Below are 23,850 nucleotides of genomic sequence, written 5' to 3' on the forward strand. Positions count from 1 at the left end.
AGCACGGGCGGATTCCGAACCGGCGCGTGGATCCTGCACGGCCCGTCCTGCCCGAGACGGCACAGGGGGCGACGGGCCGCGGCGCTCACCCGACGCTCTGCTGCGCCTTCGCGTAGGCGAACTGCAGGAAGTCCGCGCCGGCCAGGGCCGCGAACAGCCCGGCGACGAGCCGCGTCGGGCGCGGCGCGAAGACCATCCCGATCGTGAAGAAGGTCGCCACCCACACGTCGAAGCAGAACGGGCAGGTGAGCAGCTCCCCGAGGCTGTGCCGCAGGGTGTTCGTTCCGCGCACCTCCTCCGTCACCTCGGCGGGGCCGCCCCGTCCCGTGTACCGGGTGAAGGGCGCCCGCAGGGGGCTGGTCACCGCGTCCTTCGTGACCGTCCGCGACAGCTTGTGCGTGCCCAGGGCGAGCACGATCAGGTCCTCGCCGCTCAACCGGTCGGGCAGCCGCCGGCCGGTCACCAGCGCGCCGATCACGGCGACGGTGACGAGCGTGCTGTACCCGGCAAGGACCGTCGCGTACCCCCGCATCGGGAGGTCCTCACCCGCCGTGTATTCGCGGGCGTGCCTGCGGGCGGTCTCCGCGAGGTCGAGGGACGTGTCGGTCTGATTGCTCATCTGCTGCTCCTGCGGGTAGTTCGGTCCGCCCGCCGGATACCCCGTCCGCGGGCGGGCCACGCCTGCCGCCGCGCGCCTACTGTTCGACGAACCGCACCTCGTGCACTTCGGCGGTCGCAGCAGCGAATCTCGTCAGCCGCAGACCTTCCGTCTCGACCGCCGCGCGCCGGGTGGCCGTCAGTCGCTGCCACGGGGTCACCTCGAGCACGGCCGAATTCTTCGTGACGATGAAGTTCGCGGCCCCGGCGACGGTCCCGTCGACGAGGAAGGTCGAGCGCACGATGCCGTTCTGCGTCATGATCCGGCGACGGTGCTCGTCGGGCACGATCCGGGTCCGGTCGGCGTGCGAGAGCAGCACGTTGTCGTAGGGCGCAAGGATCCGCACCGGCGCCGGCGTCGCCGGTTCGGGTCGCGGGGCGTCGGGCAGGTCGAACACCTCGACACCGTTCTCGTCACGGAACACCTCGAGCGACGGACGCAACCGCTCGAAGACCTCACCGAGCCGTGTCAGCCCCGACCAGGTCTGCGCGTCGCGCACGCTCGCCGGCCCGAACGCGGCGAGGTATCGCCGGAGGACGACGGCCGGGTCCGCCCGTGCCGGGCCGCGACCGATCCACTCGTCGAGCGGCGTGAGTCTCGGCTGCCCGGAGCGCCCCCACAGCCCCCGCGGCGGCACCTGCACCAGCGGAAGCAGATTCCGCAGCCCGTAGGCGAGCGCGGCCGGGTCGCGGCCGGGGAACCGCTCGGCGAGCAGCGGGCGCAGCTCCTGCAGGCTGCGCGGGCCGTCGCGGAACAGGCCGCGGCCCACGGCGGCGAGCTCGCGCAGATCCAGCCCCGCCAGACCGGCCGCATACTGGGTGTTGGTGGTCAGGTCCCGGTCCAGCAGCGGCTGGATCCAGTCCCGCAGGGCCACCGCGTCGGCCGCCGAGACGGCGAACACCGTGCCGCGCATGAGCACGATGCGCACCACGTCGCGTGATTCGAGGAGGTCGGCCAGGGCCGTCGGCCGGAACCGCCGCAACCGCGCCCACAGCGCGAAGTAGGGCGGGCTCGGCGCCTGGGCCTGCAAGCCCAGCAGATGCTCGACCAGCTCGATCGCGGGCAGGTCGCCGCGCCGCAGCAGGTGCTGCCGGGCGGGGGTGGCGCGGCCGAGCGCGCGGGCGGTGAGGGTGCGCGGCGTCACGGGGACACCCTGCCACGGCGGTCCGACGGCGGCCCGGGTTTCGCATGTGCCTGGACGGCGAGACCGAGCGTCCGGTAGATGTTTAGTTGAATTTAGTTTCATGTTGCAGCGTCGAGGAGAGCCGATGTCCGATCCGAGAGGTGCGCGGCTGCTGGTTCCCGTGCTGTGCTTCATCATCACCACGATCGCCGTGATGCAGACGTCCGTGGTGCCGATCGTCGGCACCATCCGCGACCAGCTGGGCGTGAGCACGACCGCCGCCGGCTGGGTGCTGACCGCGAACCTGCTCGCCGCCGCCGTCACCACGCCGCTGCTGGGCCGGCTGGCCGACCTGCGCGGCAAACGCCCGGTTCTGCTCACCGTCCTCGCCGTAGTGCTCGTCGGCTCGCTGCTGTGCGCCGCCACGGACTCGTTCGCGCTTCTGCTTCTCGGCCGGGTACTGCAGGGCGTGTCGTTCGCGTTGTTCCCCGTCGGCATCGCCGTGCTGCGCGCCGAACTGCCGCCGCAGCGGCTGATCGGCGCGATGGGCCTGTTCTCGGGCACGCTCGGCGTGGGTGGTGCGATCGGCATGGTGCTCACCGGCCTGATGGTCTCGGGCGGCGACTACCGCCGGGTGTTCTGGCTGGTGGCGGCGTTCAACGTCGTCGCGTTGCTGAGCGCCTTCCTCGTCGTGCCGAAGCGGCGGCGGGCCGAGGGAGGCCGGATCGACTGGCTCGGCGCGGCGCTGCTCGCCGTCGGCCTGGCGCTGGTGCTGCTCGCCCTGTCCGAGGGCGGAACGTGGGGGTGGGCGGCGCCGCCCACCGTCGCGAGCGCCGCCCTCGGCCTGGCCGTGCTCACCGGGTGGTTCCTCTTCGAACGGCACGTCGACGAGCCGCTCGTGCCGCCGCGGATGCTCACCCACCGGCCGGTGTTCGTGGTGCACGGCGCCGCGTTCCTCGTCGGCATGGCCATGTTCGTCAGCTTCCTCGCCACCGCATACTTCGTGCAGACCCCGCCCGCCGTCGCCGGATACGGGTTCGGCGCCACCGTGCTCGAGGCGACCGCGGTGTACATGCTCCCGGGCGCGCTCGTCGGTGTGGTCGCCGCGGCACTGGCGGGCCGGCTCATCCACCGGTTCGACGCCCGCTGGGTGCTGATCGGAGCGTGCGTTCTCGGGATCGCCGGCTTCGCCCTGGTGGCGGTCGTGCACGACCGGAGCTGGCAGCTGATCGTCTCCGGCATCCTCGTCACCACCTTCGTCAGTCTCGCCTATGCGGCGCTGCCGGCGCTCCTCGTCGCCGAGGTGCGCCCCGATCAGACCGGGGTCGCGAACAGCATCAATTCCATCGCCCGCACGGCGGGCAGCTCGCTCAGCAGCGCGGTGGTGACGACATTGCTGGCCACGCTGACCGTCGCCGGCACCGGCGGCGTCGTCCGCGAGAGCGCGTTCGTCGCGGCGTTCGCGCTGGGCGCCGCGGCCGCGGCCGCCGCCGCGGTGCTCGTTCTCGTCGGCGGGCAACCGGCGACGCGTCCGCTCAGCGACCGCGAGGAGGACGAGGTGGAGGCGACGGCCCTCGCCGCCGAATGGGGATCGGTGTCCGGTCTCGCCGCCACGCCCGTCGTCGCGGACGAACAGGCCGAGGCCGCCGCGGCGCGTCGGGGCTGATCGGGCGACGTCAGTCCTGCTCCCGCAGCGCGCGCACCGCCTCCTCCGCCTGCCGCGCCGCGTCCTCGGCCTTCGCGGCGTCCTCGTCGGCCGACCGGGCGGTGCGTCGCGCGAACTCGCGCCGCTGCTCCACCCGGCTCAGCTCCTCGCGCAACCGCGCGACGTGCCCGTCGAGTGCCTCGACCGCCGCGCGTGCCCGCGCCGCCACCGACTGCGCCTCGTCGGCGGTGTTCCGCGCCGCCTCCGCCTCGGCGACGGCGGTCTCCAGGGCGGCGGCGCGCCGGGTGCGCTCGGCCTCGTCCGCCTCGGTGTCCGTCCGTCCCGGCGGGGGCGGGACGACCGACAGCCCCACCGGGCCGAAGCCGCTGTAGTCCAGGGGCGCCTCGAGCCGGCCTCCGCGCACCTGCTCGGCCAGATCGGCGTCGGCGAGGGCGGCGTGCAGGGTCTGGCCGACCTCGCGCAGGGCCGCCTCCGACGCCCGCCGGCCATGCTCGGCGGCGAGGCGGGCCGCGGTCTTCTCGAGCGCACCGATCACCCGCCGTCGCTGCGTGGACAGCCGCCGCAGCTCGGACCCGGAGAGCTGGCGCTGCGCGGAGCGCAGGGCGTCGCCGAGCCCGAGCAGGGCCGTGACCTCCTCGGACTTCTCGCGGACGAGCATGTTCACCAGCCAGGCCGACACGGTCGGCTTGCGCAACCGGCCGACGGCCGCCGCGAGCTCGCGGTCTCCGGCCTCACGGGCGCGGGCGACGTGCTCGCTGCGGGCCGCGGTGAACTCGCCCGGATCGAGCCCGTACAGCTCGTCGGCGATGTCGTCGAGGTCCACCGGCCTACTATGCACCGCTCGGTCAGAGGGTGATGTTCTCCCCCGTCGCCTGGTCGAAGAGGGCGATCTTCGCCGGATCGAACCACAGCTGGACGGGCCGGCCCTTCGCGACGCCGGACTCGGCGGGCAGCCGCGCGACCATCGACCCGCCGGCGAGGTCGGCGACGCCGACGTCGGCCGCCAGGTCGTCGAGGTCGCTCGAATGCAGGTCCGGGGACTCGACGGTGAAGTACGCGTACTTGTCCGACCCCATCGATTCGAGCACGTCGACGTCCACGGTGAAGGTCGTACCCTGCTCCCGCTGGGCCGGGTCCAGGAGCGTGGCGTCCTCGAAGTGTTCGGGCCGGACGCCGACGACGACGTCACGTCCCGGATTGTGCTTCTGCACGGCCGCCCACCGCTCGGCCGGCAGGGTGAAGTCGCCGATCACGGTGCGCACGCCGTTCGACTCGAGCTGGCCGGCCAGGAAGTTCATCGACGGAGAGCCGATGAATCCGGCCACGAACAGGTTTCTCGGCCGGTCGTAGAGCTCCTGGGGCGCGCCGATCTGCTGCACCAGCCCGCCGCGGAGGACGACCACCCGGTCGCCGAGGGTCATCGCCTCGGTCTGATCGTGGGTGACGTACACCGTGGTGGTGCCCAGCCGTTTCTGGAGGCGGGCGATCTCGGTGCGCATCTGCACCCGCAGCTTGGCATCGAGGTTGGACAGCGGCTCGTCCATGAGGAACGCCTTGGGGTTGCGCACGATCGCGCGGCCCATCGCCACCCGCTGACGCTGCCCGCCGGACAGATTCGACGGTTTGCGGTCGAGATGGTCCGTCAGGTCGAGGATCTTGGCGGCCTCGGTGACCTTCCGCTCGATCTCGTCCTTGGGCATCTTGGCGAGGGTGAGCGGGAAGGCGATGTTCTCCCGCACCGTCATGTGCGGGTACAACGCGTACGACTGGAACACCATCGCGATGTCCCGGTCCTTGGGCGCCTTCTCGTTGACCCGCTCGCCGCCGATGCGCAACTCGCCGGAGGAGATGTCCTCGAGCCCGGCGATCATGTTCAGCGTCGTCGACTTCCCGCAGCCCGAGGGACCGACCAGGATGATGAACTCGCCGTCGGCGATCGTCACGTCCACGTCGCTGACCGCCTTCGCCCCGTCGGGGTAGAGCTTGGTCACCTTGTCCAGCACGATTTCAGCCATCTGGGTCATCCCTTCACTGCGCCGGACGTCAGGCCGGCCACGATGCGACGTTGGAAGATCAGCACGAACACGATGATCGGGATGGTGATGACCACCGCGGCCGCCGCGATCGAGCCGGTGGGCTCCTCGAACTGCGAGGCCCCGGTGAAGTTGGCGATCGCCGCGGGCGCGGTGATGGACCGCTCGGTGGAGGTCAGCGAGATCGCGAACAACAGGTCGTTCCAGCAGAAGATGAACACCAGGATCGCGGCGGTGACGATGCCCGGCGCCGCCAGCGGCGCCACCACCTTCCGGAACGCCTGCCCGGGCGTGGCGCCGTCCATCTTGGCGGCCTTCTCGAGCTCCCACGGGATCTCCTTGAAGAACGCCGAGAGCGTGTAGATCGCCAGGGGCAGGGAGAAGGTGATGTACGGGATGATCAGGCCGGCCCACGTGTCGAACAGCCCGAGTTTGCGGATGATGTCGAAGAGCGGGCTGACGAGGGAGATCTGCGGGAACATCGCGATCAGCAGCGCCACGCCGACGAGGATCTTCTTGCCCGGGAAGTCGAGCCGCGCGATGGCGTAGGCCGCCATGGTACCGATGACCACGGCGACCACCGTCGCGATCAGCCCGATACCGATGGAATTGATCAGGGCGCTGGTGAACGCGTCGGTGCGGAAGATCCCGCGGTAGTTGTCGAGCGTCCACTCCCGGGGAATGAACCGGCCGTCCTTGATGGTGCCGGCCGGCTTGAACGACAGGCTGGCGATCCACACGACGGGGATCAGCGCGTACAGCAGGACGAGCAGGTTCACCACCGACCAGCTCAGCTTGCGGCGCGGGGTCTCGGTCGTCGTCATGTCACCGTTTCCCTTCCGGATCGGAGCCCGGTGCGGACGCCCCGAACAGCTTGATGAACACGAACGCGATGATGGCCACGCACAGGAAGATCAGGACGCTGATCGCCGACCCGATCCCGAGGTTGAACGCCTTGAACAGGTTGTCGTATCCGAGGATCGACACCGAGCCCGTGCCGTTGGATCCGCGCGTGAGGACGTAGATGTTGTCGAAGATGCGGAAGGCGTCGAGGGTGCGGAACAGCAGGGCCACCAGGATCGCCGGCTTCATCAGCGGCACGATGATCCTGGTCAGCCGCGTCCATGCGCCGGCGCCGTCGACCTGGGCGGCGCGCAGCAGGTCGTCCGGGACGAGGGCCAGCCCGGCGAGCAGCAGCAGCGCCATGAACGGGGTGGTCTTCCACACCTCGGCGAGCACGATGATCGCCAGCGACGGAAGCTGCTGCGTCAGTGGGGCACTGCCCTCGGGCAGGAGGTTCGCGAGGTAACCGGTGCCCGGCGTCCACGCGTAGTACCAGCTGTAGGCCGCGGCGACGGTGACGATGCCGTACGGGATCAGCACCACGGTGCGGACGGTGCCCTTGCCGACGATGGTGCGGTGCATGATCAGCGCCAGTGTCAGGCCGAGGACGAACTCGATCGCCACCGACACGACGGTGATCCCGGCGGTCACGGCGAACGCCTGCCACCAGAACGCGTCGGTGAGGACCGAGACGTAGTTGGCCAGTCCGACGAACTCGCGTTCGTCGGGGAACCGCAGGTCGTACCGTTGCAGGCTCAGCCAGACCGCGTACCCCACCGGGTAGGCCGTGACGGCGAGCATCAGCAGCGCCGCGGGTGCGACGAGCCACAGCCCGAGCCGGCGTTCGGCCTTCTTCCCTTCGGAGAGAAGGGCTTTCTCGCGCCGGGACGGTGCGGTCCGGGCGCCCTCGGCCGGCGGGACGGGTCTGGTTGCGGGCGTGGTGGTCACGGGATCAGCCCTTCCGAATTGACCGCCTTGCGAACCTGTTCCGCGAGTTCGTCGACCGTGCGCGGCGGATCGATCCGGTCGACCGGGTTGAGCGTGGCGGTGATGAGCGTCGAAATGCTCTGGTAGGCGGGCGAGACCGGGCGCACCGCCGCGTTCTCGAGGCTCTCGCGCACCTCCCGCCAGACGGGGTACGCCTGCTGGAACTCCGGGTCGTCGTAGAGCGAGGCGAGGGTGGGCGGAACGCCGCCGTCGACGGCGTTGTTGCGCTGGTTCTCCTCGTTGCGCAGGCACTGCATCGCCTCGAACGCCAGGTCGGGGTTGCGGCTGGTGCGCGCGACGGCGATGTTGAACCCGCCGATGGTGACCCGTGCGGGCGTGCCGGCGATCACCGCCGGGTACGGCGCGGGGAGGAAGTTCTGCTCGCCGTTCACCGTCAGCACCGTGTTTCCGGTGTTCTCGGCGGTCACGTTGCCGTTGTCGTCGATGGAGGGCAGGAAGCCCTTCTCGGCGTTCTCGAGGATGCCGGGGTAGACGAACGGCCAGTTCACCTGGAAGGCGGCCTTGCCGCTCTCCATGCCCAGGCGGGCGGCGGCCTCGTCGGACTGGTTCAGCGACGGGTCCGCACCGGGCGCCGTCGCCACGCGCTTCATGATGTCGAGGGCTGTCACGGCGGCGTCACCGTCGGCCACGGTGACGGTGGTGCCGTCCTCGGCGACGACGGATCCGCCCGCGCTGGCGAGCAGGGTGTTGAACCACACCATCAGGCCCTCGTACTGGCGGGCCTGTACCCCGATCCAGCTGGGCCGGCCCTCGTCCGCGAGCCCGCTCGCGATGTCGATCATCTCGTCCCACGTCTGCGGCGGGCGGCCGCCGGGCATCAGGTCCTTGCGGTACCAGAGCAACTGGGTGTTCGTGTTCAGCGGAGCCGCGTACAGGGTGTCCTGCCACGTCGCCGAGGCCAGCGGCCCGGCGAGGGTGCCCTCGGACACCGAGGCCGCGACGTCCGGCGGCAGCGGCAGCGCCCATCCCGCCTCGGCGAACTCGGCCGTCCACACAACGTCGAGGGTCATCAGGTCCAGCGTGTCGTCCTCGCCGGTGAGCCGCCGCGCGAGCTGCAGCCGCTGGTCGTCGGCGCCCTTCGGCAGGGTGCGCTGCTCGATCGTGTACCTGCCGCCGGCGGCGGCCGTGCAGTTCGCCGCCGCGGCGGCGTACTGCTCCGCACCGTCGGCGGCGGTGTAGAAACTCAGTACCGTCCCGCTCGACTCGCTGCCGCACGCCGCGACCGACGACAGCGCGAGCACCGCCGCGGCACCCACCAGTCCGACCCTCACCGCCCGTCTCCGCACCGCAGCCTCCGCCCGTCGTCCAGCGCGACGGTGACTTCCGTCACACTTGGTGCGAACGTAACGCACCGGGCGCCGGCGCGCGACCCAACTGCCGCCCGGAGCGGAACTGTGATCGAACGGTTTACAACGCGAGCTTGGCGAGCAGGTCCCGGGCCCGTTCGGCGTTGCGCGGCGCGCACAGCACGTCGTAACGGCCGGCCACCAGCTGCATCGTCGACGAGAAGTCACGCTGGCCGCGCGTCGCGGCGTACGGGATCGTCGTGGAGATCAGGCCGAAGACGATGCCGCCGACCATGCCGACGAGCAGGGGGCCGAGGAAGTCGGTCGAGAAGATCCCGAGCAGCAGGCCGAAGAACAGACCGAGCCAGGCGCCGGAGGCGATGCCGCCCCCGATCACCTTCGCCCACGTCAACCGGCCGGTGACCCGCTCGACCTGCATGAGGTCGACGCCCACGATGGTGACGTCCTCGACCGGGAAGGACTGGTCCGAGAGGTGGTCGACAGCCCGCTGCGCCTCGGCGTAGGTGGTGTACGAACCGACCGGCCAGCCGCTCGGCGGAGTCGGCAGGCCCGGCGTGGCGCGTCCCGGCTGTCCGAGGGGGTTGGTCATCTTCGGCTCCTTCTCGTGACTGCGCGCCCCGATCCGGCGCACCTGTCCATTCTGCCCGTGTGCGCCTTCGGCGCCGGTGCGTCCTTTGGGTTGTTTCCGCCGCCCGAAGGACGCACCGGCGGCGCAGCCGCCTACTGCGGCGGCTCGAACTTCGTGGTGCGGGTCATCCCGGCCGCCCGGCCCTTCGCGGAGATCACCAGCGCCATCTTGCGGCTGGCCTCGTCGATCATCTCGTCCCCGAGCATCGCGGCGCCGCGCGCGCCGCCGGCCGCGGAGGTGTGCCACTCGTAGGCGTCGAGGATCATCTCGGCCTTGTCGTAGTCCTCCTGCCGCGGGCTGAAGACCTCGTTCGCGGCGTCGATCTGGCTGGGGTGCAGCACCCACTTGCCGTCGAAGCCGAGGGCAGCGGTCCGCTGCGCCGAGCGCCGGAACGCCTCGACGTCGCGGATCTGCAGGTACGGCCCGTCGATCGCCTGCAGGCCGTGGGCCCGGGCCGCCATGAGGATGGTCATGAGGATGTGGTGGTAGGCGTCGCCGCGGTCGTAGCCGTCGGGCTGCTCACCGACGACGAGGGTGCGCATGTTGATGCTCGCCATGAAGTCGGCCGGGCCGAACACCAGGGTCCGGACGCGCGGGCTCGCCGTGGCGATGGCGTTGATGTTGGTCAACCCGAGTGCGTCCTCGATCTGCGGTTCGATGCCGATGCGGCCCACCTCGAGGCCGTGGGCCTTCTCCACCTGGGTCAGCAGCAGATCGAGCGCCTGCACGTGGCTCGCGTCGGGGACCTTCGGCAGCAGGATCGCGTCGAGGTGCGCGCCGGCGCCGCCCACCACGGTGGCGACGTCGAGGTAGGTGGCGTCGGTCGTCCAGTCGTTGACCCGCACCACCTTCAGCTGCTCGCCCCATCCGTCCTCGTTGAGGGCCTCGACGATCGTCGTGCGGGCCTGCTCCTTCGCCAGCGGGGAGACGGCGTCCTCGAGGTCGAGGAACACCTCGTCGGCGGCGAGGCCCTTGGCCTTGTCGATCATCTTGCGGCTGCTGCCGGGAACGGCGAGCACGGACCTTCGGGGCCTGAAGTCGAACGACATGGGCTGGGCAGACCTCCGTGTTCCGAAATCGACGACCGCACGTTCTAGCCTGACCATCATGGCAGCAGTGAGCAAGGTATTCGCGGCGAGGCTCGCCGGTCTGGTGGTCCTCGGGCCCGACGGCGAGTCGATCGGCCGGGTGCGCGATGTCGTGCTCACCATCCGGATCGGCCGGCAGCAGCCCCGGGTGCTCGGCCTGGTCGTCGAACTGCCAACGCGCAAGCGAATATTCGTGCCGATGCTGCGGGTGACGGCGATCGAGCCGGGCGCCGTCACCCTGAACACCGGCAACGTGAGCCTGCGCCGGTTCACGCAGCGGCCGACCGAGGTGCTGGCGCTCGCGCAGGTGCTCGATTCGAAGGTCCGGGTCGACGATCCCGAGCTGGGCGAGCTCGCGGGCGTGGACGTGGTCGTCGTCGACCTCGGCATCGAACTGACCCGCACCCGGGACTGGCTGGTCTCGCGGGTGGCCGTGCGCGCGCACCGCGGCCGGCTGGGCCGGAGGTCCGCGATCCACGTCGTGGACTGGCAGCACGTGCACGGTCTGACCTACACCAACCTCGGGATGCCCGGCCAGGGCGTCTCGCAGCTGCTGCTGCAGTTCGAGGACATGCGCGCCGCCGACGTCGCGAACGCGCTCCGCGAGCTGCCGGAAAAGCGCCGGCACGAGGTGGCGGTCGCGCTGGACGACGAGCGGCTCGCCGACGTCGTGCAGGAGCTGCCCACCGACGACCAGACCGATCTGCTGATGCACCTCGAGGTGGAACGCGCCGCGGACCTGCTCGAGGCGATGGATCCCGACGACGCCGCGGATCTGCTCGGTGAGCTGCCCGACTCGGAGGCCGAGTCGCTGCTCCGCCTGATGGATCCGGAGGATTCGGAGCCGGTGCGGCGGTTGCTCGAGCACTCCCCCGACACCGCCGGCGGCCTGATGACCCCCGAGCCGGTGGTGCTCACCCCGGCGACGACGGTGGCCGAGGCGCTGGCCCGGGTCCGCGACCCGGACCTCACGCCGGCGCTCGCGTCGATGGTGTTCGTGGTGCGGCCGCCCACCGCGACCCCGACGGGCAAGTATCTGGGCTGCGTGCACCTGCAGCAGCTGCTCCGGGAGCCGCCGGCCGGCCTGGTGGGCGGGATCGTCGACAACGACCTGCCGCGACTGGACCCGGACGACTCGCTCACCGCGGTCACCCGGTACTTCGCGACGTACAACCTGGTGTGCGGGCCCGTGCTGGACGACGAGGGGCACCTGCTCGGTGCCGTGACGGTCGACGACGTGCTCGACCACCTGCTGCCCGAGGACTGGCGCGAGGAGGAGGCCGACGATGAGTGACCGTTCCGCCGTGGCCCGGCAGCGCCTCGACACCCCCCGCACCGGCCGCTTCCGGGTCAACTTCGACGTCGAGGCCGTCGGGCGCGTCAGCGAGTCGATCGCCCGGTTCCTCGGCACCGGACGCTATCTGGCCATCCAGACCGTCGTGGTGATCGTGTGGATCCTGCTCAACGTCTTCGCCGTCGCGCTGCAGTGGGACCCGTACCCGTTCATCCTGCTGAACCTCGCGTTCTCCACGCAGGCCGCGTACGCCGCGCCGCTGATCCTGCTCGCCCAGAACCGGCAGGAGAACCGGGACCGGGTCTCCCTCGAGGTGGACCGGGCCCGCGCCGCCCAGACCAAGGCGGACACCGAGTTCCTCGCGCGTGAGCTGGCGGCGCTGCGGCTGGCCGTCGGCGAGGTGGCCACCCGCGACTATCTGCGCCGCGAACTCGACGATCTGCGCGCACTGCTGATCGAGCCGGAAGAGGAGGACACGGCAACGACGACGGCCGGAAAACCGCGCCCTCCCCGCCGCTGAGACGTGACTCGCTGTAACGTTCATCACAGCCGGTCGATGGTGTCGGTGGGGTAACGGTCCGCGACGAGTAGGTCTGTGGGGTGATGGCGTGCGCTGGCAGGGTCTGATCGCGGTGCCGGTGGTGCTCGGCGCGGGGTTCGCGGCGGTCGCGTCGTCGCCGGCGACGGTGGCCGCGACGGAGAACACGGAGCCGGTCGCCGTGACGGCGGCGGACGGCAGCACCGGGATCGGGGTGCTGCCGGCGGATCCGGCGTCGCCGCGGCCCGTGCGCGGAGCCGCGGGCACGGCTCCCGATCCCGCCGCGGACCTACCGCCCGCGGTCACGGTCGCTCCCGGACAGCCGTCTCCCGTGATGGCCGGTGAGGGCCCCCTGGCGATCCCCGAACTGGTGCTCTACGCGTACCGGGCGGCCGAGATGCAGCTCGCGATCAGCGAGCCCGGGTGCGCGCTGCCGTGGCATCTGCTCGCGGCGATCGGACGGATCACCTCGCAGCACGCCGATTCGGGACGCACCGACGTGCTCGGCACCCTCACCACCGCGCGCGTGGCCCCCGGGACCGGCAGGCTCGGGCCGATGCAGCTGCCCCCGGCGGTGTGGTCGCAGTTCTCGGCGGACGGCAATGCGGATGGCGCCGCCGACCCGCAGAACGTCTTCGACGCCACCCTGGCGGCCGGCACCTGGCTGTGCTCGGACGACGCTCGCCTCGCCGAGCCCGACGCCCGCGCCCGGGCAGCGGCCCGGTTCGACCCGTCGCCCGAGTTCGTCTCCAACGTGCAGGCCTGGTCGGCCGCCTACGAGAAGGGCGCCGCGGTCTCGCCGGGGATCGTCGTGCCACCCCCGATGCCGTCGGCCACGCCGGCCGTTCCGGCCTTGCCGAACACCGTCGACGTCGCCGAGACCGTCCCGGCTCCCGTCGCCGGGACCACCGGTGCGCCCCCACCGGGGCCGGTCCCGGCGCCCGCGGTCGAGCCGGACCCCGCCCCCGCGCCGGTCGTCGGGACGCCGCCGCCCGCGCCCGTGCTGCCGCCGCTGCCGTGTCTCGTCCCGGCGCTGTGCCCGGCGCCGCCCGTGCCCTGATCCGGTCACGACTCGATCTCCCGGTAACCCCTCCCTGCCACCGTATGCCCAGCTCAGCGCGTTACATCACGGTAGGGTAACGGAAACGCATCACTTCATGTATGGTCGATACCGCCATGTAACGAAAGCGTCTCGGGGTAGGCGCCCAGGAGGTATCGAGTGGGCCGGCACAGAAAGCCTTCGGAGTCCAAGCTTCGCCGCAATTCGGTCATCGCCCTCACCGGACTGGTTCCGGTCGGCGTGGTCGCCGCCGCCACCAGCGCCGGTGCGAGCCCGAAGACCCTGTTCGGCGTCCAGGACACCGAAGCGGTGGCCGAGCCCGTGACCGCCGCGTCCGAGACCACCTACGTCGCCGACGGGGTCTCCCGCGACGTCGCCGCCGCAGCCGCCCTCATGACCGCTCCGGAGCCTACCGCGGAACCCGCGGCGGCCCCCGCGCCCGCCCCGGAGCCCGCACCCGCCGCCCCGGCGCCGCTGCAGCCCGGCCCCCTCGGGATCCCCGGCATCAACTTCGCCGCCTACCAGAACGCCGAGCGGATCCTCGCCGCCGAGAACCCCGGCTGCAACATGTACTGGACGCTGCTCGCCGGCATCGGCCAGGTCGAGTCCGGCCACGCCAAGGGTGGCAAGGCCGACGACAAGGGCAACCTCCTCGAACCCGTGATCGGCCTGCCGCTCGACGGCAGCCTGCGTGGCCAGGCCGTCATCCGTGACACCGACGGCGGCACCCTGGACGGCGACACCGTCTACGACCGGGCGGTCGGCCCCATGCAGTTCATCCCGTCCACGTGGAAGCTCTACGCCGGTGACGGTGACGGCGACGGCGACGCCGACCCGCAGAACCTGTACGACTCCACCCTCACCACCGCCAAGTACCTGTGCGACGGCGGAAACAACATGCACGACATCGCGCAGGCCACCAAGGCCATCCATCGCTACAACAACTCGATGGCATACGTTGCCAACGTGCTCGCCTGGTCGGCCGCCTATTCGACCGGTGTCACCCCCAGCGCGGCGGACCTGCCGCGCATCCACTGATCGGGCGCCACCTACGATTGATGCCATGGCAGTCAGCGAGTCCGACGTTCGCAGCGCCCTGGCGCGGGTCCAGGATCCCGAGATCCGCAAGCCCATCACCGAGCTCGGCATGGTCAAGAGCATCGAGATCGGCGGCGACGGCAGCGTCGACGTCGGCATCTACCTGACAACCGCCGGCTGTCCGCTGCGCACCGAGATCACCGACCGCGTCACCAAGGCCGTCGCCGACGTCGCCGGGGTCTCCGCCGTGCGCGTCGAACTCGACGTCATGACCGACGAGCAGCGCACCGAGCTGCGCAAGTCGCTGCGCGGCGACTCCACCGAGCCGGTCATCCCGTTCGCCCAGCCCGGCTCGCTCACCCGCGTCTACGCGGTGGCCTCCGGCAAGGGCGGGGTCGGCAAGTCCTCCGTCACGGTCAACCTCGCCGCCGCGATGGCCGCGCGGGGCCTGTCCGTCGGCGTGCTCGACGCCGACATCTACGGCCATTCCATCCCACGGATGCTCGGCACCGACGCCAAGCCCACCCAGGTGGAGCGGATGATCATGCCGCCCGTCGCGCACGACGTGAAGATGATCTCCATCGCCCAGTTCACCCAGGGCAACACGCCCGTGGTCTGGCGCGGGCCGATGCTGCACCGTGCGCTGCAGCAGTTCCTCGCCGACGTGTTCTGGGGCGATCTGGACGTGCTGCTGCTCGACCTGCCGCCCGGCACCGGCGACGTGGCGATCTCCGTCGCGCAGCTGATCCCGGGCGCCGAGATCCTCGTCGTCACCACGCCGCAGCAGGCCGCCGCGGAGGTCGCCGAACGGGCCGGCTCCATCGCGCTGCAGACCCGCCAGCGCATCGTCGGCGTCGTGGAGAACATGTCGTGGCTCGAACTGCCCGACGGTACCCGGATGGACGTGTTCGGCACGGGCGGCGGTCAGGCCGTCTCCGAGCGGCTCACCCGCGCCGTCGGCGCGACCGTCCCGCTGCTGGGCCAGATCCCGCTCGATCCGGCGGTGCGCGAGGCCGGCGACGCCGGCACCCCGATCGTTCTCAGCGCCCCCGAGTCGCCTGCGGGTACGGCGCTGCGCGAGATCGCCGAGAAGCTCGCCGTGCGGCGCCGCGGCCTGGCCGGCATGTCGCTGGGGATCGACACCACCCGCCACCTGTAGGCGCCTGCGGCGCCGGTGTGCCCTTTAGGTTGCTCCTGCCGCCCGAAGGACACACCGGCCGCGCAGCGGCCTACGTCGCGTCGGAGTCGATGGGGGGCTTCTCCCCGGCCGCCAGCGGCGGCGGGACGGGCTTGCTCACCGGCTTGGTGCCGGGCTTGTCGAAGTTGCCGGTGAGCAGCGAGTCGTCGCCGTCCAGCAGGTGCTTGGTGATGACCGCCTTGGGCGTCATGCCGCGCAGCTCGTTGAGTTCGGACAGGGGTTGACGCAGGTCGTCGAACTCGGGGCCCAGCTCCTCCTTCAGCTGCTCCTTCGCGCCGGACGCGTAGTCGCGGACCTGCCGCAGCGACTTGGTCACCCACGACACCGCGCCGGGCAGCCGCTCGGGGCCGAGGACCACGAGCGCCGCGACGAGGAGGACCATGAATTCGCCCCAACCGATGTTGCCGAACACCGCTCCAGGGTACGTGGTGCCGCGCCGTTCGCAGCCCGGAGGACCCAGGTCACAGCGAATTCCCAGCGAACAGGGAGCCGACGGTCAGTCGGACTGCGGGGTCACCTGCACGTCCACGAGACGGCCCGAGCGGACCAGCTGCACCGTCACCGGCTCGCCGATCTTCTGGGCGTGGACCGCGACGACCAGCTCGTCCGCGCTGGTGACCTCGCGGTCCCCGACCTTGACGATCACGTCGCCCTCGACGATCCCGGCCTGCTGCGCGGGGCTGCCCTCCTGCACGTTGGCCACCTCGGCGCCGCTGGCGACGTCGTTGACGACGCTGCGGGCGTTGACGCCGATCTCCGGGTGACGCATCGCGCCGGTGCGGATCAGTTCCTGGGTGACGGCGGTGACGTCGTCGATGGGAATGGCGAACCCCAGACCGACGGAACCGCCGGTCTCGGTCTTGATGGCCGAGTTGATGCCGATGACGCGGCCCTCGGCGTCGACGAGCGGGCCGCCGGAGTTGCCGGGGTTGATGGAGGCGTCGGTTTGCACCGCGTCGATCACGGCGTCGGTGTCGGTGCCCTGACCGCCCAGGCGCATCGGCCGGTTGAGGGCGCTGACGATGCCGCGGGTGACGGTCTTGCTCAACCCGAGCGGCGAACCCACGGCGATGACGTCCTCACCGACCTGCACGTCCCCGGAACGGCCCAGTTCGGCGACCGTGAGGTTGTCCACGTCGACGGAGAGCACTGCCAGGTCGGTCTTGATGTCGCGCCCGACGATCTGTGCGGGCACCTTGGTGCCGTCGTTGAAGGTGACCTGGATCTTCGCGTCCGGACCGGTCGCGGCCATCGAGATCACGTGGTTGTTGGTGACGATGTATCCGGCACCGTCGATCACGACACCGGACCCGGTGCCGGACTCGTCGCCGACGGTGACCTGGATGGAGACGACGGCGGGCAGCACCGCGTCGGCCACGCGTGCCACCTGCCCGGTCGGCAGGTCGCCGTCCTGCTCCACCTGGGCCAGCGTCACGCTGCGGCTGGTGAGGGAGCCGGTGTCGGACGTGATCAGCGCGACGACGAGACCGCCGATCATGCCGATGGTCAGCGCGACCGCCGCCAGCGTCGCGAGGGCGCGGGTCTCGATCCGACCGCCGAAGAGGACTTCCCGCAGCGTGAGCTTGGGGGCGGGCGGCAGCGGGCGCTCGTCGCGGGCCTGCGCAGGCGCGCCCAGGCGCACGTTCGTCGTGGGGTCGCGCCACGGGTCGGGCTCGGGGCCGTCCGCATCGGTCTCGGCATCCGGGTCGGCCGGGGGCCGCTGCAGGATCTCGGAGGTGCCCACGGGTCGGCCGAACGCCTCGGCCAGCACCGGATCGGCGGGCGCACCGTGGCCGACCCGCGGCTCCGCGGCCCGTTCCTCGGCGGACCGGCCGAACGAGCCCGTCGTACCGGCCGGCCGACCGAAGACGCTGCTGGCGGCGGCGTCGACGTCCGGGCGATAGACCGGGCGGGGCTGCAGGCGCGGGGCGTCGGCGCGGTGCGACACGCCCGGCGCGGGAGCGCCGTCCGTGTCCGACGTCGAGGCGGCCCGGCGCTCGGACTCCACTGATTCCGCTGTCACGCGTGCCCGTCTCCCCCGTGTCCGTCAGTCACGGTGCCCAGTATCACCGATGGCACCGGTGGCACCGCCACCGACCGTCGCGGGTCGATCACGGCGCGGAAGGACGCGAGCACCGTCAACGGCGCCAACGGATCGGCCAGCGCCGCCCGGCGGGCCAGGACTGGTCGGCCGCCAGCACTCCCCCGAAGCCGGGCGCGGACAGGTCCTGGTGGTGCTGCGGGATGTCGGCGAGGGCACCCAGGAGGGAACTCGGCATCGGGGGCGGCGCCGTCCGGGCGGCGTCGCGCAACGCGCGCCGGGCCTGCTGCTGGGCCTCGACCTCCGTGGCGCACTCCGGGCACACGGCCAGGTGCTCGGCCGCCCGGAGATACGCGTTCATCCGCAGTTCGCCGTCCACGTACGCTGCCACAGCCTCACTCGCCAGGTGCTCCGTGGAACCGAACCGGCGGGTCGGGTGTGCCCTCGTCATGAAATCCTCCTGGCGGCTACCCCGCATCGACTCGACCGACTTCGACCTTCCCATGCTCGCGCAGGTGCTCACGCAGCGCCTGCCGTCCGCGATGGATGCGGCTGCGCACCGTGCCGAGCTTGACTCCCAGTGTGGCACCGATCTCCTCGTAGGACAGGCCTTCGATGTCACACAGGACGACAGCAGCACGATAGTCCGGCGCCAGCGAGTCCAGGGCGGACTGCAGGTCGGCGCCGAGCCGGGCATCGTGGTAGATCTGCTCGGGGTCGGGGCCCTCGGAGGGCACGCGGTCGTAGTCCTCGGGCAGCGCCTCCATGCGGATGCGGTTGCGGCGCCGGACCATGTCGAGGAACAGGTTGGTGGTGATGCGGTGCAACCAGCCCTCGAAGGTGCCCGGCTGGTAGTTCTGCAGCGAGCGGAAGACCCGGATGAACGTGTCCTGGGTGAGGTCCTCGGCGTCCTGCGCGTTTCCGGACAAGCGGTAGGCGAGCCGGTACACCCGGTCGCCGTGCTCGCGCACCAGCTCGTCCCACGACGGCATCACCGCACGGTCACCGGTGGCGTCGAACACTGCCGTGCCGGTGAGCTCGACGTCGGCCGTGGGCTCGGCGTCGGGGCTGGGGAGCTGGGGGGAATCGGCCATGTGGATCGCTGGATCCTCCTCTTCGGGACCGCTGATCGTGGGTGTCGGTGTCTTCGTCCAACACCCGAGGGCGCCGGCTTGTTCCCGGTACCCCGATCGCGCTGTCGGTGCGGTCTGATGTGGTATCTACACCCTCACGCACGGGGATGTGGTGCCGATATGAGCAACCTGAGCATCGCCTGAGAATCCACCCGCCGTGCGCGCCTGCCTGCGACCGGCCCCCGGCGACGATAACCTCACTGGGGTGCACACGAATGCCGAACGGATCCTGGCCCACGTCGAGAACGTCACCGAGGACGAGAACCTCGCCCTGGCGCGTGAGCGTGCCCTCGATCTCGGCGCAGATCCGATCCCGGCAGCAGTGGGCGCGGCCCTGACGATGTTCACCCGCATGCTCGACGCACGGACGGTCGTCGAGGTCGGCACCGGCGCCGGCGTCAGCGGACTCTGGCTGCTGCGGGGCCTGCGCGAGGACGGCGTCCTCACCACCATCGACAGCGAGCCCGAGCATCAGCGTGCCGCCAAGACCGCGTTCCGGGAGGCCGGCGTCACGGCCTCCCGCACCCGGCTGATCAACGGGCGCGCGCTGGACGTGCTGCCACGGCTGGCCGACTCGGCCTACGACCTGGTCTTCGTCGACGCCACCCCCGCCGATCATCCGCACTACGTCCGCGAGGGCGTGCGGCTGTTGCGACCGGGCGGGGTCATCGTGTTGCACAACGCGCTGCTCTGCGGCCGGGTCGCCGACCCGGGCGAGCGTGACTCCGCCGTCCTCGCCGTCCGAGAGGCGACGCGGGCCGTGGTGACCGACGAGCGTCTCGCACCGGTGCTGCTGCCGGTGGGCGACGGGCTGCTCTGCGCCGCCAAGCTCTAGGCCCCGGCGCACGCCCCGATCAGATCCACACGCCCTTGCCGATGGCGACGACGCCGCCGCTGCTGACGGCGAAGCGCTGCCGGTCGCGTTCGAGGTCCACGCCGATGATCTCGCCGTCGCCGACGACGACGTTCTTGTCGAGGATCGCGCGCCGCACGACCGCGCCCTTGCCGATGCGCACGCCCGGCATCAGGACACTGCCCTCGACGGTGGCGCCGTCCTCGATCATGACGTTGGAGCTGAGCACCGAGTTGCGGACGGTGGCGGCCGACAGGATGCTGCCCGATCCGACGATCGACTCCTGCGCGAGACCGCCCTGGACGAATTTCGCCGGGGGCCACATCTCGGAGGCGCCGCGGATCGGCCAGCGCCGGTTGTAGAGGTTGAAGATCGGGTGCACCGACACCAGGTCCATGTGCGCGTCGTAGAACGCGTCGAGGGTGCCGACGTCGCGCCAGTAGCCACGGTCGCGTTCGGTGGCGCCCGGCACGACGTTGTCGTTGAAGTCGTAGACGTGCGCGGCGCCCTGCGCGACGAGGGCGGGGATGATGTCGCCGCCCATGTCGTGGTCCGAGTCCGGGTTCTCGGAGTCCGCCCGCAACGCCTCCACCAGCACCTTGGTGGTGAAGACGTAGTTGCCCATCGAGGCGAAGGTGACGTTGGGATCGTCCGGGGTGCCGGGCGGGTGCGCGGGCTTTTCGAGGAACTGGGTGATGCGGCCCTGCTCGTCGGTGTCGATGCAACCGAACGCGAACGCCTCGCTGCGGGGTACCCGGATGCCGGCGACGGTCACGCCCGCGCCGGACTCGATGTGCTGGCTCACCATCTGCTCCGGGTCCATCCGGTAGACGTGGTCGGCGCCGAACACCACGATGTACTCCGGATCCTCGTCGTAGACGAGGTTGAGCGACTGGAGGATGGCGTCGGCGCTGCCGGTGTACCAGCGCGGCCCGAGCCGCTGCTGCGCCGGCACCGGGGTGATGTACTCGCCGGTGAAGCCCGACAGGCGCCAGGTCTGGGAGATGTGCCGGTCCAGCGAATGGGACTTGTACTGGGTCAGCACGCAGATCCGCAGGAACCCGGCGTTGACCAGGTTGCTCAGCACGAAGTCGATCAGTCGGTAGGCACCGCCGAACGGTACCGCCGGTTTCGCGCGGTCCGCCGTCAGCGGGTACAGGCGTTTGCCCTCGCCGCCGGCGAGCACGATTCCAAGCACATGGGGCTGGCTCCTCACACAGTCAACCTATCCGCCACCCCCCTCCGCCGCCAGCGAAGAGGCCCATCGGTGGCCGGAACGTCACGCGCCGGATAGTTTGATCCGGTGCGGGTGGCAATGATGACGCGGGAGTACCCGCCGGAGGTCTACGGTGGTGCCGGCGTGCACGTCACCGAATTGGTTGCGCAGTTGCGCCGGCTGTGCGAAGTCGACGTGCACTGCATGGGGGCGCCCCGCGAGGGCGCCTTCGTCCACGGACCCGACCCCGAACTGGCGGGCGCCAACCCGGCGCTGACGACGCTGTCCGCCGAGCTGCGGATGGCGCACGCCGCGAGCGGTGCCGGCGTCGTCCACTCCCACACCTGGTACACCGGCCTCGCGGGGCATCTCGCCGCCGAGCTGTACGACGTGCCGCACGTGCTGACGGCACATTCGCTCGAACCGCGCCGGCCGTGGAAGGCCGAGCAGCTGGGCGGCGGCTACCGCGTCTCCTCGTGGTCCGAACGCAACGCGGTCGAGCACGCGGACGCGGTCATCGCGGTCAGCGCTGGGATGCGCCTCGACGTGCTGGACGCATATCCGTTCGTCGACCCGGCCCGTGTGCACGTGGTGCGCAACGGCATCGACACCGGGGTGTGGCACCCGGGGCCGGCCGAGCCGGGCGAGCCGTCCGCCCTGGAGAAGATCGGGGTGGACCCCGATCGGCCGATCGTCGCGTTCGTCGGGCGCATCACGCGCCAGAAGGGCGTCGGGCACCTCATCGCCGCCGCCCACGACGTGGACCCCGGGATTCAGCTGGTGCTGTGCGCCGGCGCGCCGGACACCCCGGAGATCGCCGCCGAGACCGAGCAGGCGGTGGCCGAACTCGAGCGCCGGCGCGGCAACGTCTTCTGGGTCCGCGAGATGCTCCCCACCGACTCGGTCCGTGAGATCCTTTCCGCGGCATCAGTTTTCGTGTGCCCATCGGTGTACGAGCCACTGGGTATCGTGAACCTCGAGGCGATGGCCTGCGAGACCGCTGTCGTCGCGTCGGACGTCGGTGGCATCCCCGAGGTCGTCGAGGACGGGGTCACCGGCCGGCTCGTGCACTACAACTCCTACGAGCCGCGGGCGTACGAGCAGGCGCTGGCCGCGGCGATCAACGAGGTCGCCGGCGACGCCGCCCTGGCTGCGGAGATGGGCCGGGCCGGACGGGTGCGGGCCATCGCGGAGTTCTCCTGGGCGCAGATCGCGCGGCAGACCCTCGCGGTGTACCAGGAGGTCGCCGCCGCGCGGCACTGAGCGTCCCGGCTCAGTGCGTCGCGCGCCGTTCCCACACGGTGACGGTCACCGAGGCGGTCACCGGGAACGGCTCCGGCAGCCCCGAGACCAGCTCCGCCAGCCGCTCGGCGGTCAGGTGGTGCCCCGAGGGCCCCATGCCGGCCAGCTGTCCGAGTGCCGGACGGTCGAGCTCCAGGGTGTACTGCACGTCGGCGCGGTCGACCCGCTCGAACGCGCCGGACAGGGCCGCCCCGAGCCGCTCGGTCTTGCGCTCGTCCACCTGGACCATGCCGGGCAGGGCCACCAGCTCGCGCAGGTGCGACGGGGTGGGGGCCGCGACGACGAGCACGCCGCCCGGCGCGAGGACCCGGTGCGTCTCGGCGGCGTTGCGCGGCGCGAAGACGGACAGCACGTGGCTGAGGACGCCGCTGCGGATCGGCCACTGCCGCCACACGTCGGCGAGCACGGCCCCGACGCGGGGATGGCTGCGGGCGATGCGCCGGACCGCGGGCTTGGACACGTCGAGCCCGACGCCGCGGCTGCCCGGCAGCGCGTCGAGCACCGCCGCGAGATACCGCCCGGTGCCGGCGCCCACCTCGAGGACGCGGGCGGTGCCGTCGCCGCCGGGACGCTCGGCACAGGCGCGGGCGACGGCGTCGCGCAGCGGATCGTAGTGTCCCGCCTCGAGGAAGTCCGCCCGCGCGGCGATCATCTCCGCGGTGTCGCCGGTGAACCGCGTCGCGGCCCCGGTGAGGAGGCTGACATACCCCTGGCGGGCGACATCGAAGCTGTGCCCGGCCTCGCACAGCAGCACGCCGTCGTCGAGATCGAGTCCGCGCTCGCACTGCGGGCAGGCGAGCAGATCGGTCACCGCGTCGAGCACGGGCAGTCCTTCCGAGAAACGAAGAGCACCGGAGTACGAACAGCAACGGGCCCCGCGCACCGTGGAGCGCGGGGCCCGGAGAACCCGGCGAATCGTCGCCGGGTGCCGACACCTAGCTGGTGACGCCCTTGAGCTCTTCGCCGAGCGCTGCAGCTTCCTCCGGCGTGAGTTCGACGACCAGACGTCCGCCACCCTCGAGTGGAACCCTCATGACGATTCCTCGTCCCTCTTTGGTTGCTTCGAGGGGACCGTCCCCGGTCCGGGGCTTCATGGCCGCCATCCTCTGCTCCCTCCAAATCTGCGCTCGACTCTTGCGCGCGTGGGTTACCGTGGGGGCCTCGTCGGAATTCGACGAGGCTCGCCACATCATTCTTCCCTATCCGGCCGACCGCCGGGTAGCTGACTATGCCCTAATGTGGCCGGAAACTGGTCGAACGTCCGTCTCGACCCAGCAGTCGGCGAGGTGATCGTCGACCATGCCGGTGGCCTGCATGAGCGCATACGCCGTGGTAGGACCGACGAACGCGAAGCCGCGCCGCTTCAGTTCGCGGGCCATCGCCGTCGACTCCGGTGTCACCGCCGGCACCTCCGCCACGGAGCGGAACCGCCGGGCGCGCCGCGCCGGCGCGAACGACCACAGCAGCGCGTCGAGGTCCGTGCCCTCCAGGTCGAGCACCGCCCGGGCGTTGGCGACCACCGCCTCGACCTTGCGCCGGTTCCGGACGATGCCGGCGTCGCCGAGCAGGCGAGCGACGTCGTCGTCCGTGTAGCGGGCGACCACCTCGACGTCGAACCCCGCGAACGCCGACCGGAACGCCTCCCGCTTGCGCAGGATCGTCAGCCACGACAGCCCCGACTGGAACGCCTCGAGGGCAAGGCGCTCGAACAGCTCGTCGCGCCCGTGCAGCTCGCGGCCCCACTCCTCGTCGTGGTAGTCCCGGTACAGCGTGGACCCCGGCGGATCCACCGCCCACGGACAGCGCACCCGGTCCTCGTCCAT

25 protein-coding genes are annotated in these 23,850 nt (G+C 71.4%); 8 read left to right on the plus strand and 17 right to left on the minus strand.

Annotated elements, in window-relative coordinates; all coding sequences use genetic code 11:
* Positions 1 to 85: 85 nt before the first annotated feature.
* Together OCS65_RS20410 and OCS65_RS20415 are read right to left on the minus strand one after the other, a co-directional pair.
* Positions 86 to 619, minus strand: coding sequence for a DUF1360 domain-containing protein (locus OCS65_RS20410; RefSeq protein ID WP_006938758.1), 534 nt, complete (start codon positions 617 to 619; stop codon positions 86 to 88).
* A 76-nt stretch (positions 620 to 695) separates the two neighbouring features.
* Entirely contained in the window at positions 696 to 1,802 is a 1,107-nt protein-coding gene (locus OCS65_RS20415; protein ID WP_065922824.1) for a winged helix DNA-binding domain-containing protein, read from the minus strand.
* A gap of 124 nt (positions 1,803 to 1,926) precedes the next feature.
* Here OCS65_RS20415 and OCS65_RS20420 point away from each other — a divergent pair, with 124 nt between their 5' ends.
* Positions 1,927 to 3,447, plus strand: coding sequence for an MFS transporter (locus OCS65_RS20420; protein WP_006938761.1), 1,521 nt, complete (start codon positions 1,927 to 1,929; stop codon positions 3,445 to 3,447).
* Between the two features lie 10 nt (positions 3,448 to 3,457).
* Here the strand turns inward: OCS65_RS20420 and OCS65_RS20425 are convergent, their stop codons facing one another.
* From OCS65_RS20425 to OCS65_RS20455, 7 genes are all read right to left on the minus strand, one after another.
* Complete coding sequence (locus OCS65_RS20425) at positions 3,458 to 4,270, minus strand: hypothetical protein (protein WP_065922825.1); 813 nt, start codon at positions 4,268 to 4,270, stop codon at positions 3,458 to 3,460.
* Between the two features lie 22 nt (positions 4,271 to 4,292).
* Positions 4,293 to 5,462 (minus strand): ABC transporter ATP-binding protein, encoded by a 1,170-nt coding sequence (locus tag OCS65_RS20430; protein WP_006938765.1) that lies wholly within the window; start codon positions 5,460 to 5,462, stop codon positions 4,293 to 4,295.
* Between the two features lie 5 nt (positions 5,463 to 5,467).
* Entirely contained in the window at positions 5,468 to 6,304 is an 837-nt protein-coding gene (locus OCS65_RS20435) for a carbohydrate ABC transporter permease (RefSeq protein WP_006938767.1), read from the minus strand.
* 1 nt (position 6,305) lies between these two features.
* The gene (locus tag OCS65_RS20440; protein ID WP_006938769.1) at positions 6,306 to 7,271 is read right to left on the minus strand and encodes a carbohydrate ABC transporter permease; all 966 of its coding nucleotides are present in this window, start codon (positions 7,269 to 7,271) and stop codon (positions 6,306 to 6,308) included.
* On the minus strand, positions 7,268 to 8,602 hold the full coding sequence (locus OCS65_RS20445) for an ABC transporter substrate-binding protein (RefSeq protein ID WP_065922826.1): 1,335 nt from the start codon (positions 8,600 to 8,602) through the stop codon (positions 7,268 to 7,270). Before OCS65_RS20445 ends, OCS65_RS20440 begins: the two co-directional genes overlap by 4 nt.
* Positions 8,603 to 8,738: 136 nt before the next feature.
* Positions 8,739 to 9,227, minus strand: a complete 489-nt coding sequence (locus tag OCS65_RS20450; RefSeq protein ID WP_003936099.1) for a YflT domain-containing protein — start codon at positions 9,225 to 9,227, stop codon at positions 8,739 to 8,741.
* 131 nt (positions 9,228 to 9,358) lie between these two features.
* Positions 9,359 to 10,315: an HpcH/HpaI aldolase/citrate lyase family protein gene (locus OCS65_RS20455; RefSeq protein WP_029542478.1), complete on the minus strand. Its 957-nt coding sequence runs from the start codon at positions 10,313 to 10,315 to the stop codon at positions 9,359 to 9,361.
* A 58-nt stretch (positions 10,316 to 10,373) separates the two neighbouring features.
* On the opposite strand from OCS65_RS20455, the gene OCS65_RS20460 reads away from it, so the two are divergent.
* The 5 genes from OCS65_RS20460 to OCS65_RS20480 all read left to right on the plus strand — a co-directional run bounded on the left by OCS65_RS20460 (position 10,374) and on the right by OCS65_RS20480 (position 15,443).
* On the plus strand, positions 10,374 to 11,648 hold the full coding sequence (locus tag OCS65_RS20460; protein WP_029542476.1) for a magnesium transporter MgtE N-terminal domain-containing protein: 1,275 nt from the start codon (positions 10,374 to 10,376) through the stop codon (positions 11,646 to 11,648).
* The gene (locus tag OCS65_RS20465; RefSeq protein WP_006938782.1) at positions 11,641 to 12,168 is read left to right on the plus strand and encodes a DUF1003 domain-containing protein; all 528 of its coding nucleotides are present in this window, start codon (positions 11,641 to 11,643) and stop codon (positions 12,166 to 12,168) included. The genes OCS65_RS20460 and OCS65_RS20465 overlap by 8 nt, the downstream gene beginning before the upstream one ends.
* Before the next feature lie 88 nt (positions 12,169 to 12,256).
* Entirely contained in the window at positions 12,257 to 13,246 is a 990-nt protein-coding gene (locus OCS65_RS20470; RefSeq protein ID WP_050034866.1) for a lysozyme family protein, read from the plus strand.
* A 159-nt stretch (positions 13,247 to 13,405) separates the two neighbouring features.
* The gene (locus OCS65_RS20475) at positions 13,406 to 14,284 is read left to right on the plus strand and encodes a lytic murein transglycosylase (protein WP_006938784.1); all 879 of its coding nucleotides are present in this window, start codon (positions 13,406 to 13,408) and stop codon (positions 14,282 to 14,284) included.
* 25 nt (positions 14,285 to 14,309) lie between these two features.
* Positions 14,310 to 15,443 (plus strand): Mrp/NBP35 family ATP-binding protein, encoded by a 1,134-nt coding sequence (locus OCS65_RS20480; RefSeq protein ID WP_006938786.1) that lies wholly within the window; start codon positions 14,310 to 14,312, stop codon positions 15,441 to 15,443.
* Between the two features lie 70 nt (positions 15,444 to 15,513).
* Here OCS65_RS20480 and tatB read toward each other — a convergent pair whose 3' ends face one another.
* The 4 genes from tatB to sigE all read right to left on the minus strand — a co-directional run bounded on the left by tatB (position 15,514) and on the right by sigE (position 18,617).
* Positions 15,514 to 15,894 carry a Sec-independent protein translocase protein TatB gene (gene tatB / locus OCS65_RS20485; protein WP_006938788.1) on the minus strand — a complete coding sequence of 127 codons (381 nt, stop codon included), beginning with the start codon at positions 15,892 to 15,894 and terminating at the stop codon, positions 15,514 to 15,516.
* Positions 15,895 to 15,978: 84 nt separating this feature from the next.
* A complete protein-coding gene (locus OCS65_RS20490) occupies positions 15,979 to 17,430 on the minus strand; it encodes a S1C family serine protease (RefSeq protein WP_037201547.1) in 1,452 nt (483 codons plus the stop codon).
* A 190-nt stretch (positions 17,431 to 17,620) separates the two neighbouring features.
* Entirely contained in the window at positions 17,621 to 17,974 is a 354-nt protein-coding gene (locus OCS65_RS20495) for a zf-HC2 domain-containing protein (protein ID WP_029542469.1), read from the minus strand.
* Between the two features lie 16 nt (positions 17,975 to 17,990).
* Positions 17,991 to 18,617 (minus strand): RNA polymerase sigma factor SigE, encoded by a 627-nt coding sequence (gene sigE, locus OCS65_RS20500; protein ID WP_006938796.1) that lies wholly within the window; start codon positions 18,615 to 18,617, stop codon positions 17,991 to 17,993.
* A 244-nt stretch (positions 18,618 to 18,861) separates the two neighbouring features.
* Here sigE and OCS65_RS20505 point away from each other — a divergent pair, with 244 nt between their 5' ends.
* Positions 18,862 to 19,491 carry an O-methyltransferase gene (locus OCS65_RS20505; RefSeq protein WP_065922827.1) on the plus strand — a complete coding sequence of 210 codons (630 nt, stop codon included), beginning with the start codon at positions 18,862 to 18,864 and terminating at the stop codon, positions 19,489 to 19,491.
* A 19-nt stretch (positions 19,492 to 19,510) separates the two neighbouring features.
* On the opposite strand, the gene glgC is transcribed toward OCS65_RS20505, so the two are convergent.
* A complete protein-coding gene (glgC, locus tag OCS65_RS20510) occupies positions 19,511 to 20,725 on the minus strand; it encodes a glucose-1-phosphate adenylyltransferase (RefSeq protein ID WP_037200697.1) in 1,215 nt (404 codons plus the stop codon).
* An 87-nt stretch (positions 20,726 to 20,812) separates the two neighbouring features.
* Between glgC and glgA the strand changes: the two genes are divergently transcribed.
* A complete protein-coding gene (glgA, locus tag OCS65_RS20515; RefSeq protein ID WP_029542466.1) occupies positions 20,813 to 21,988 on the plus strand; it encodes a glycogen synthase in 1,176 nt (391 codons plus the stop codon).
* 10 nt (positions 21,989 to 21,998) lie between these two features.
* Here glgA and OCS65_RS20520 read toward each other — a convergent pair whose 3' ends face one another.
* From OCS65_RS20520 to OCS65_RS20530, 3 genes are all read right to left on the minus strand, one after another.
* Positions 21,999 to 22,850, minus strand: coding sequence for a putative RNA methyltransferase (locus tag OCS65_RS20520; protein ID WP_006938800.1), 852 nt, complete (start codon positions 22,848 to 22,850; stop codon positions 21,999 to 22,001).
* A gap of 112 nt (positions 22,851 to 22,962) precedes the next feature.
* Positions 22,963 to 23,130 (minus strand): DUF3117 domain-containing protein, encoded by a 168-nt coding sequence (locus OCS65_RS20525; RefSeq protein WP_003936084.1) that lies wholly within the window; start codon positions 23,128 to 23,130, stop codon positions 22,963 to 22,965.
* A gap of 123 nt (positions 23,131 to 23,253) precedes the next feature.
* Positions 23,254 to 23,850: a DNA-3-methyladenine glycosylase I gene (locus OCS65_RS20530; protein WP_006938803.1), complete on the minus strand. Its 597-nt coding sequence runs from the start codon at positions 23,848 to 23,850 to the stop codon at positions 23,254 to 23,256.

Source organism: Rhodococcus aetherivorans (assembly GCF_025722975.1).
Lineage (GTDB): Bacteria > Actinomycetota > Actinomycetes > Mycobacteriales > Mycobacteriaceae > Rhodococcus > Rhodococcus aetherivorans.

Bases quoted from the DNA above. Each gene is read 5' to 3' on its own strand.
- OCS65_RS20410 (WP_006938758.1), bottom strand. From the start codon at position 619: ATGAGCAATCAGACCGACACGTCCCTCGACCTCGCGGAGACCGCCCGC.
- OCS65_RS20420 (WP_006938761.1), top strand. From the start codon at position 1,927: ATGTCCGATCCGAGAGGTGCGCGGCTGCTGGTTCCCGTGCTGTGCTTC.
- OCS65_RS20430 (WP_006938765.1), bottom strand. From the start codon at position 5,462: ATGGCTGAAATCGTGCTGGACAAGGTGACCAAGCTCTACCCCGACGGG.
- OCS65_RS20435 (WP_006938767.1), bottom strand. From the start codon at position 6,304: ATGACGACGACCGAGACCCCGCGCCGCAAGCTGAGCTGGTCGGTGGTG.
- OCS65_RS20450 (WP_003936099.1), bottom strand. From the start codon at position 9,227: ATGACCAACCCCCTCGGACAGCCGGGACGCGCCACGCCGGGCCTGCCG.
- OCS65_RS20455 (WP_029542478.1), bottom strand. From the start codon at position 10,315: ATGTCGTTCGACTTCAGGCCCCGAAGGTCCGTGCTCGCCGTTCCCGGC.
- OCS65_RS20460 (WP_029542476.1), top strand. From the start codon at position 10,374: ATGGCAGCAGTGAGCAAGGTATTCGCGGCGAGGCTCGCCGGTCTGGTG.
- OCS65_RS20465 (WP_006938782.1), top strand. From the start codon at position 11,641: ATGAGTGACCGTTCCGCCGTGGCCCGGCAGCGCCTCGACACCCCCCGC.
- OCS65_RS20480 (WP_006938786.1), top strand. From the start codon at position 14,310: ATGGCAGTCAGCGAGTCCGACGTTCGCAGCGCCCTGGCGCGGGTCCAG.
- OCS65_RS20495 (WP_029542469.1), bottom strand. From the start codon at position 17,974: ATGACGAGGGCACACCCGACCCGCCGGTTCGGTTCCACGGAGCACCTG.
- sigE (WP_006938796.1), bottom strand. From the start codon at position 18,617: ATGGCCGATTCCCCCCAGCTCCCCAGCCCCGACGCCGAGCCCACGGCC.
- OCS65_RS20525 (WP_003936084.1), bottom strand. From the start codon at position 23,130: ATGGCGGCCATGAAGCCCCGGACCGGGGACGGTCCCCTCGAAGCAACC.
- OCS65_RS20530 (WP_006938803.1), bottom strand. From the start codon at position 23,850: ATGGACGAGGACCGGGTGCGCTGTCCGTGGGCGGTGGATCCGCCGGGG.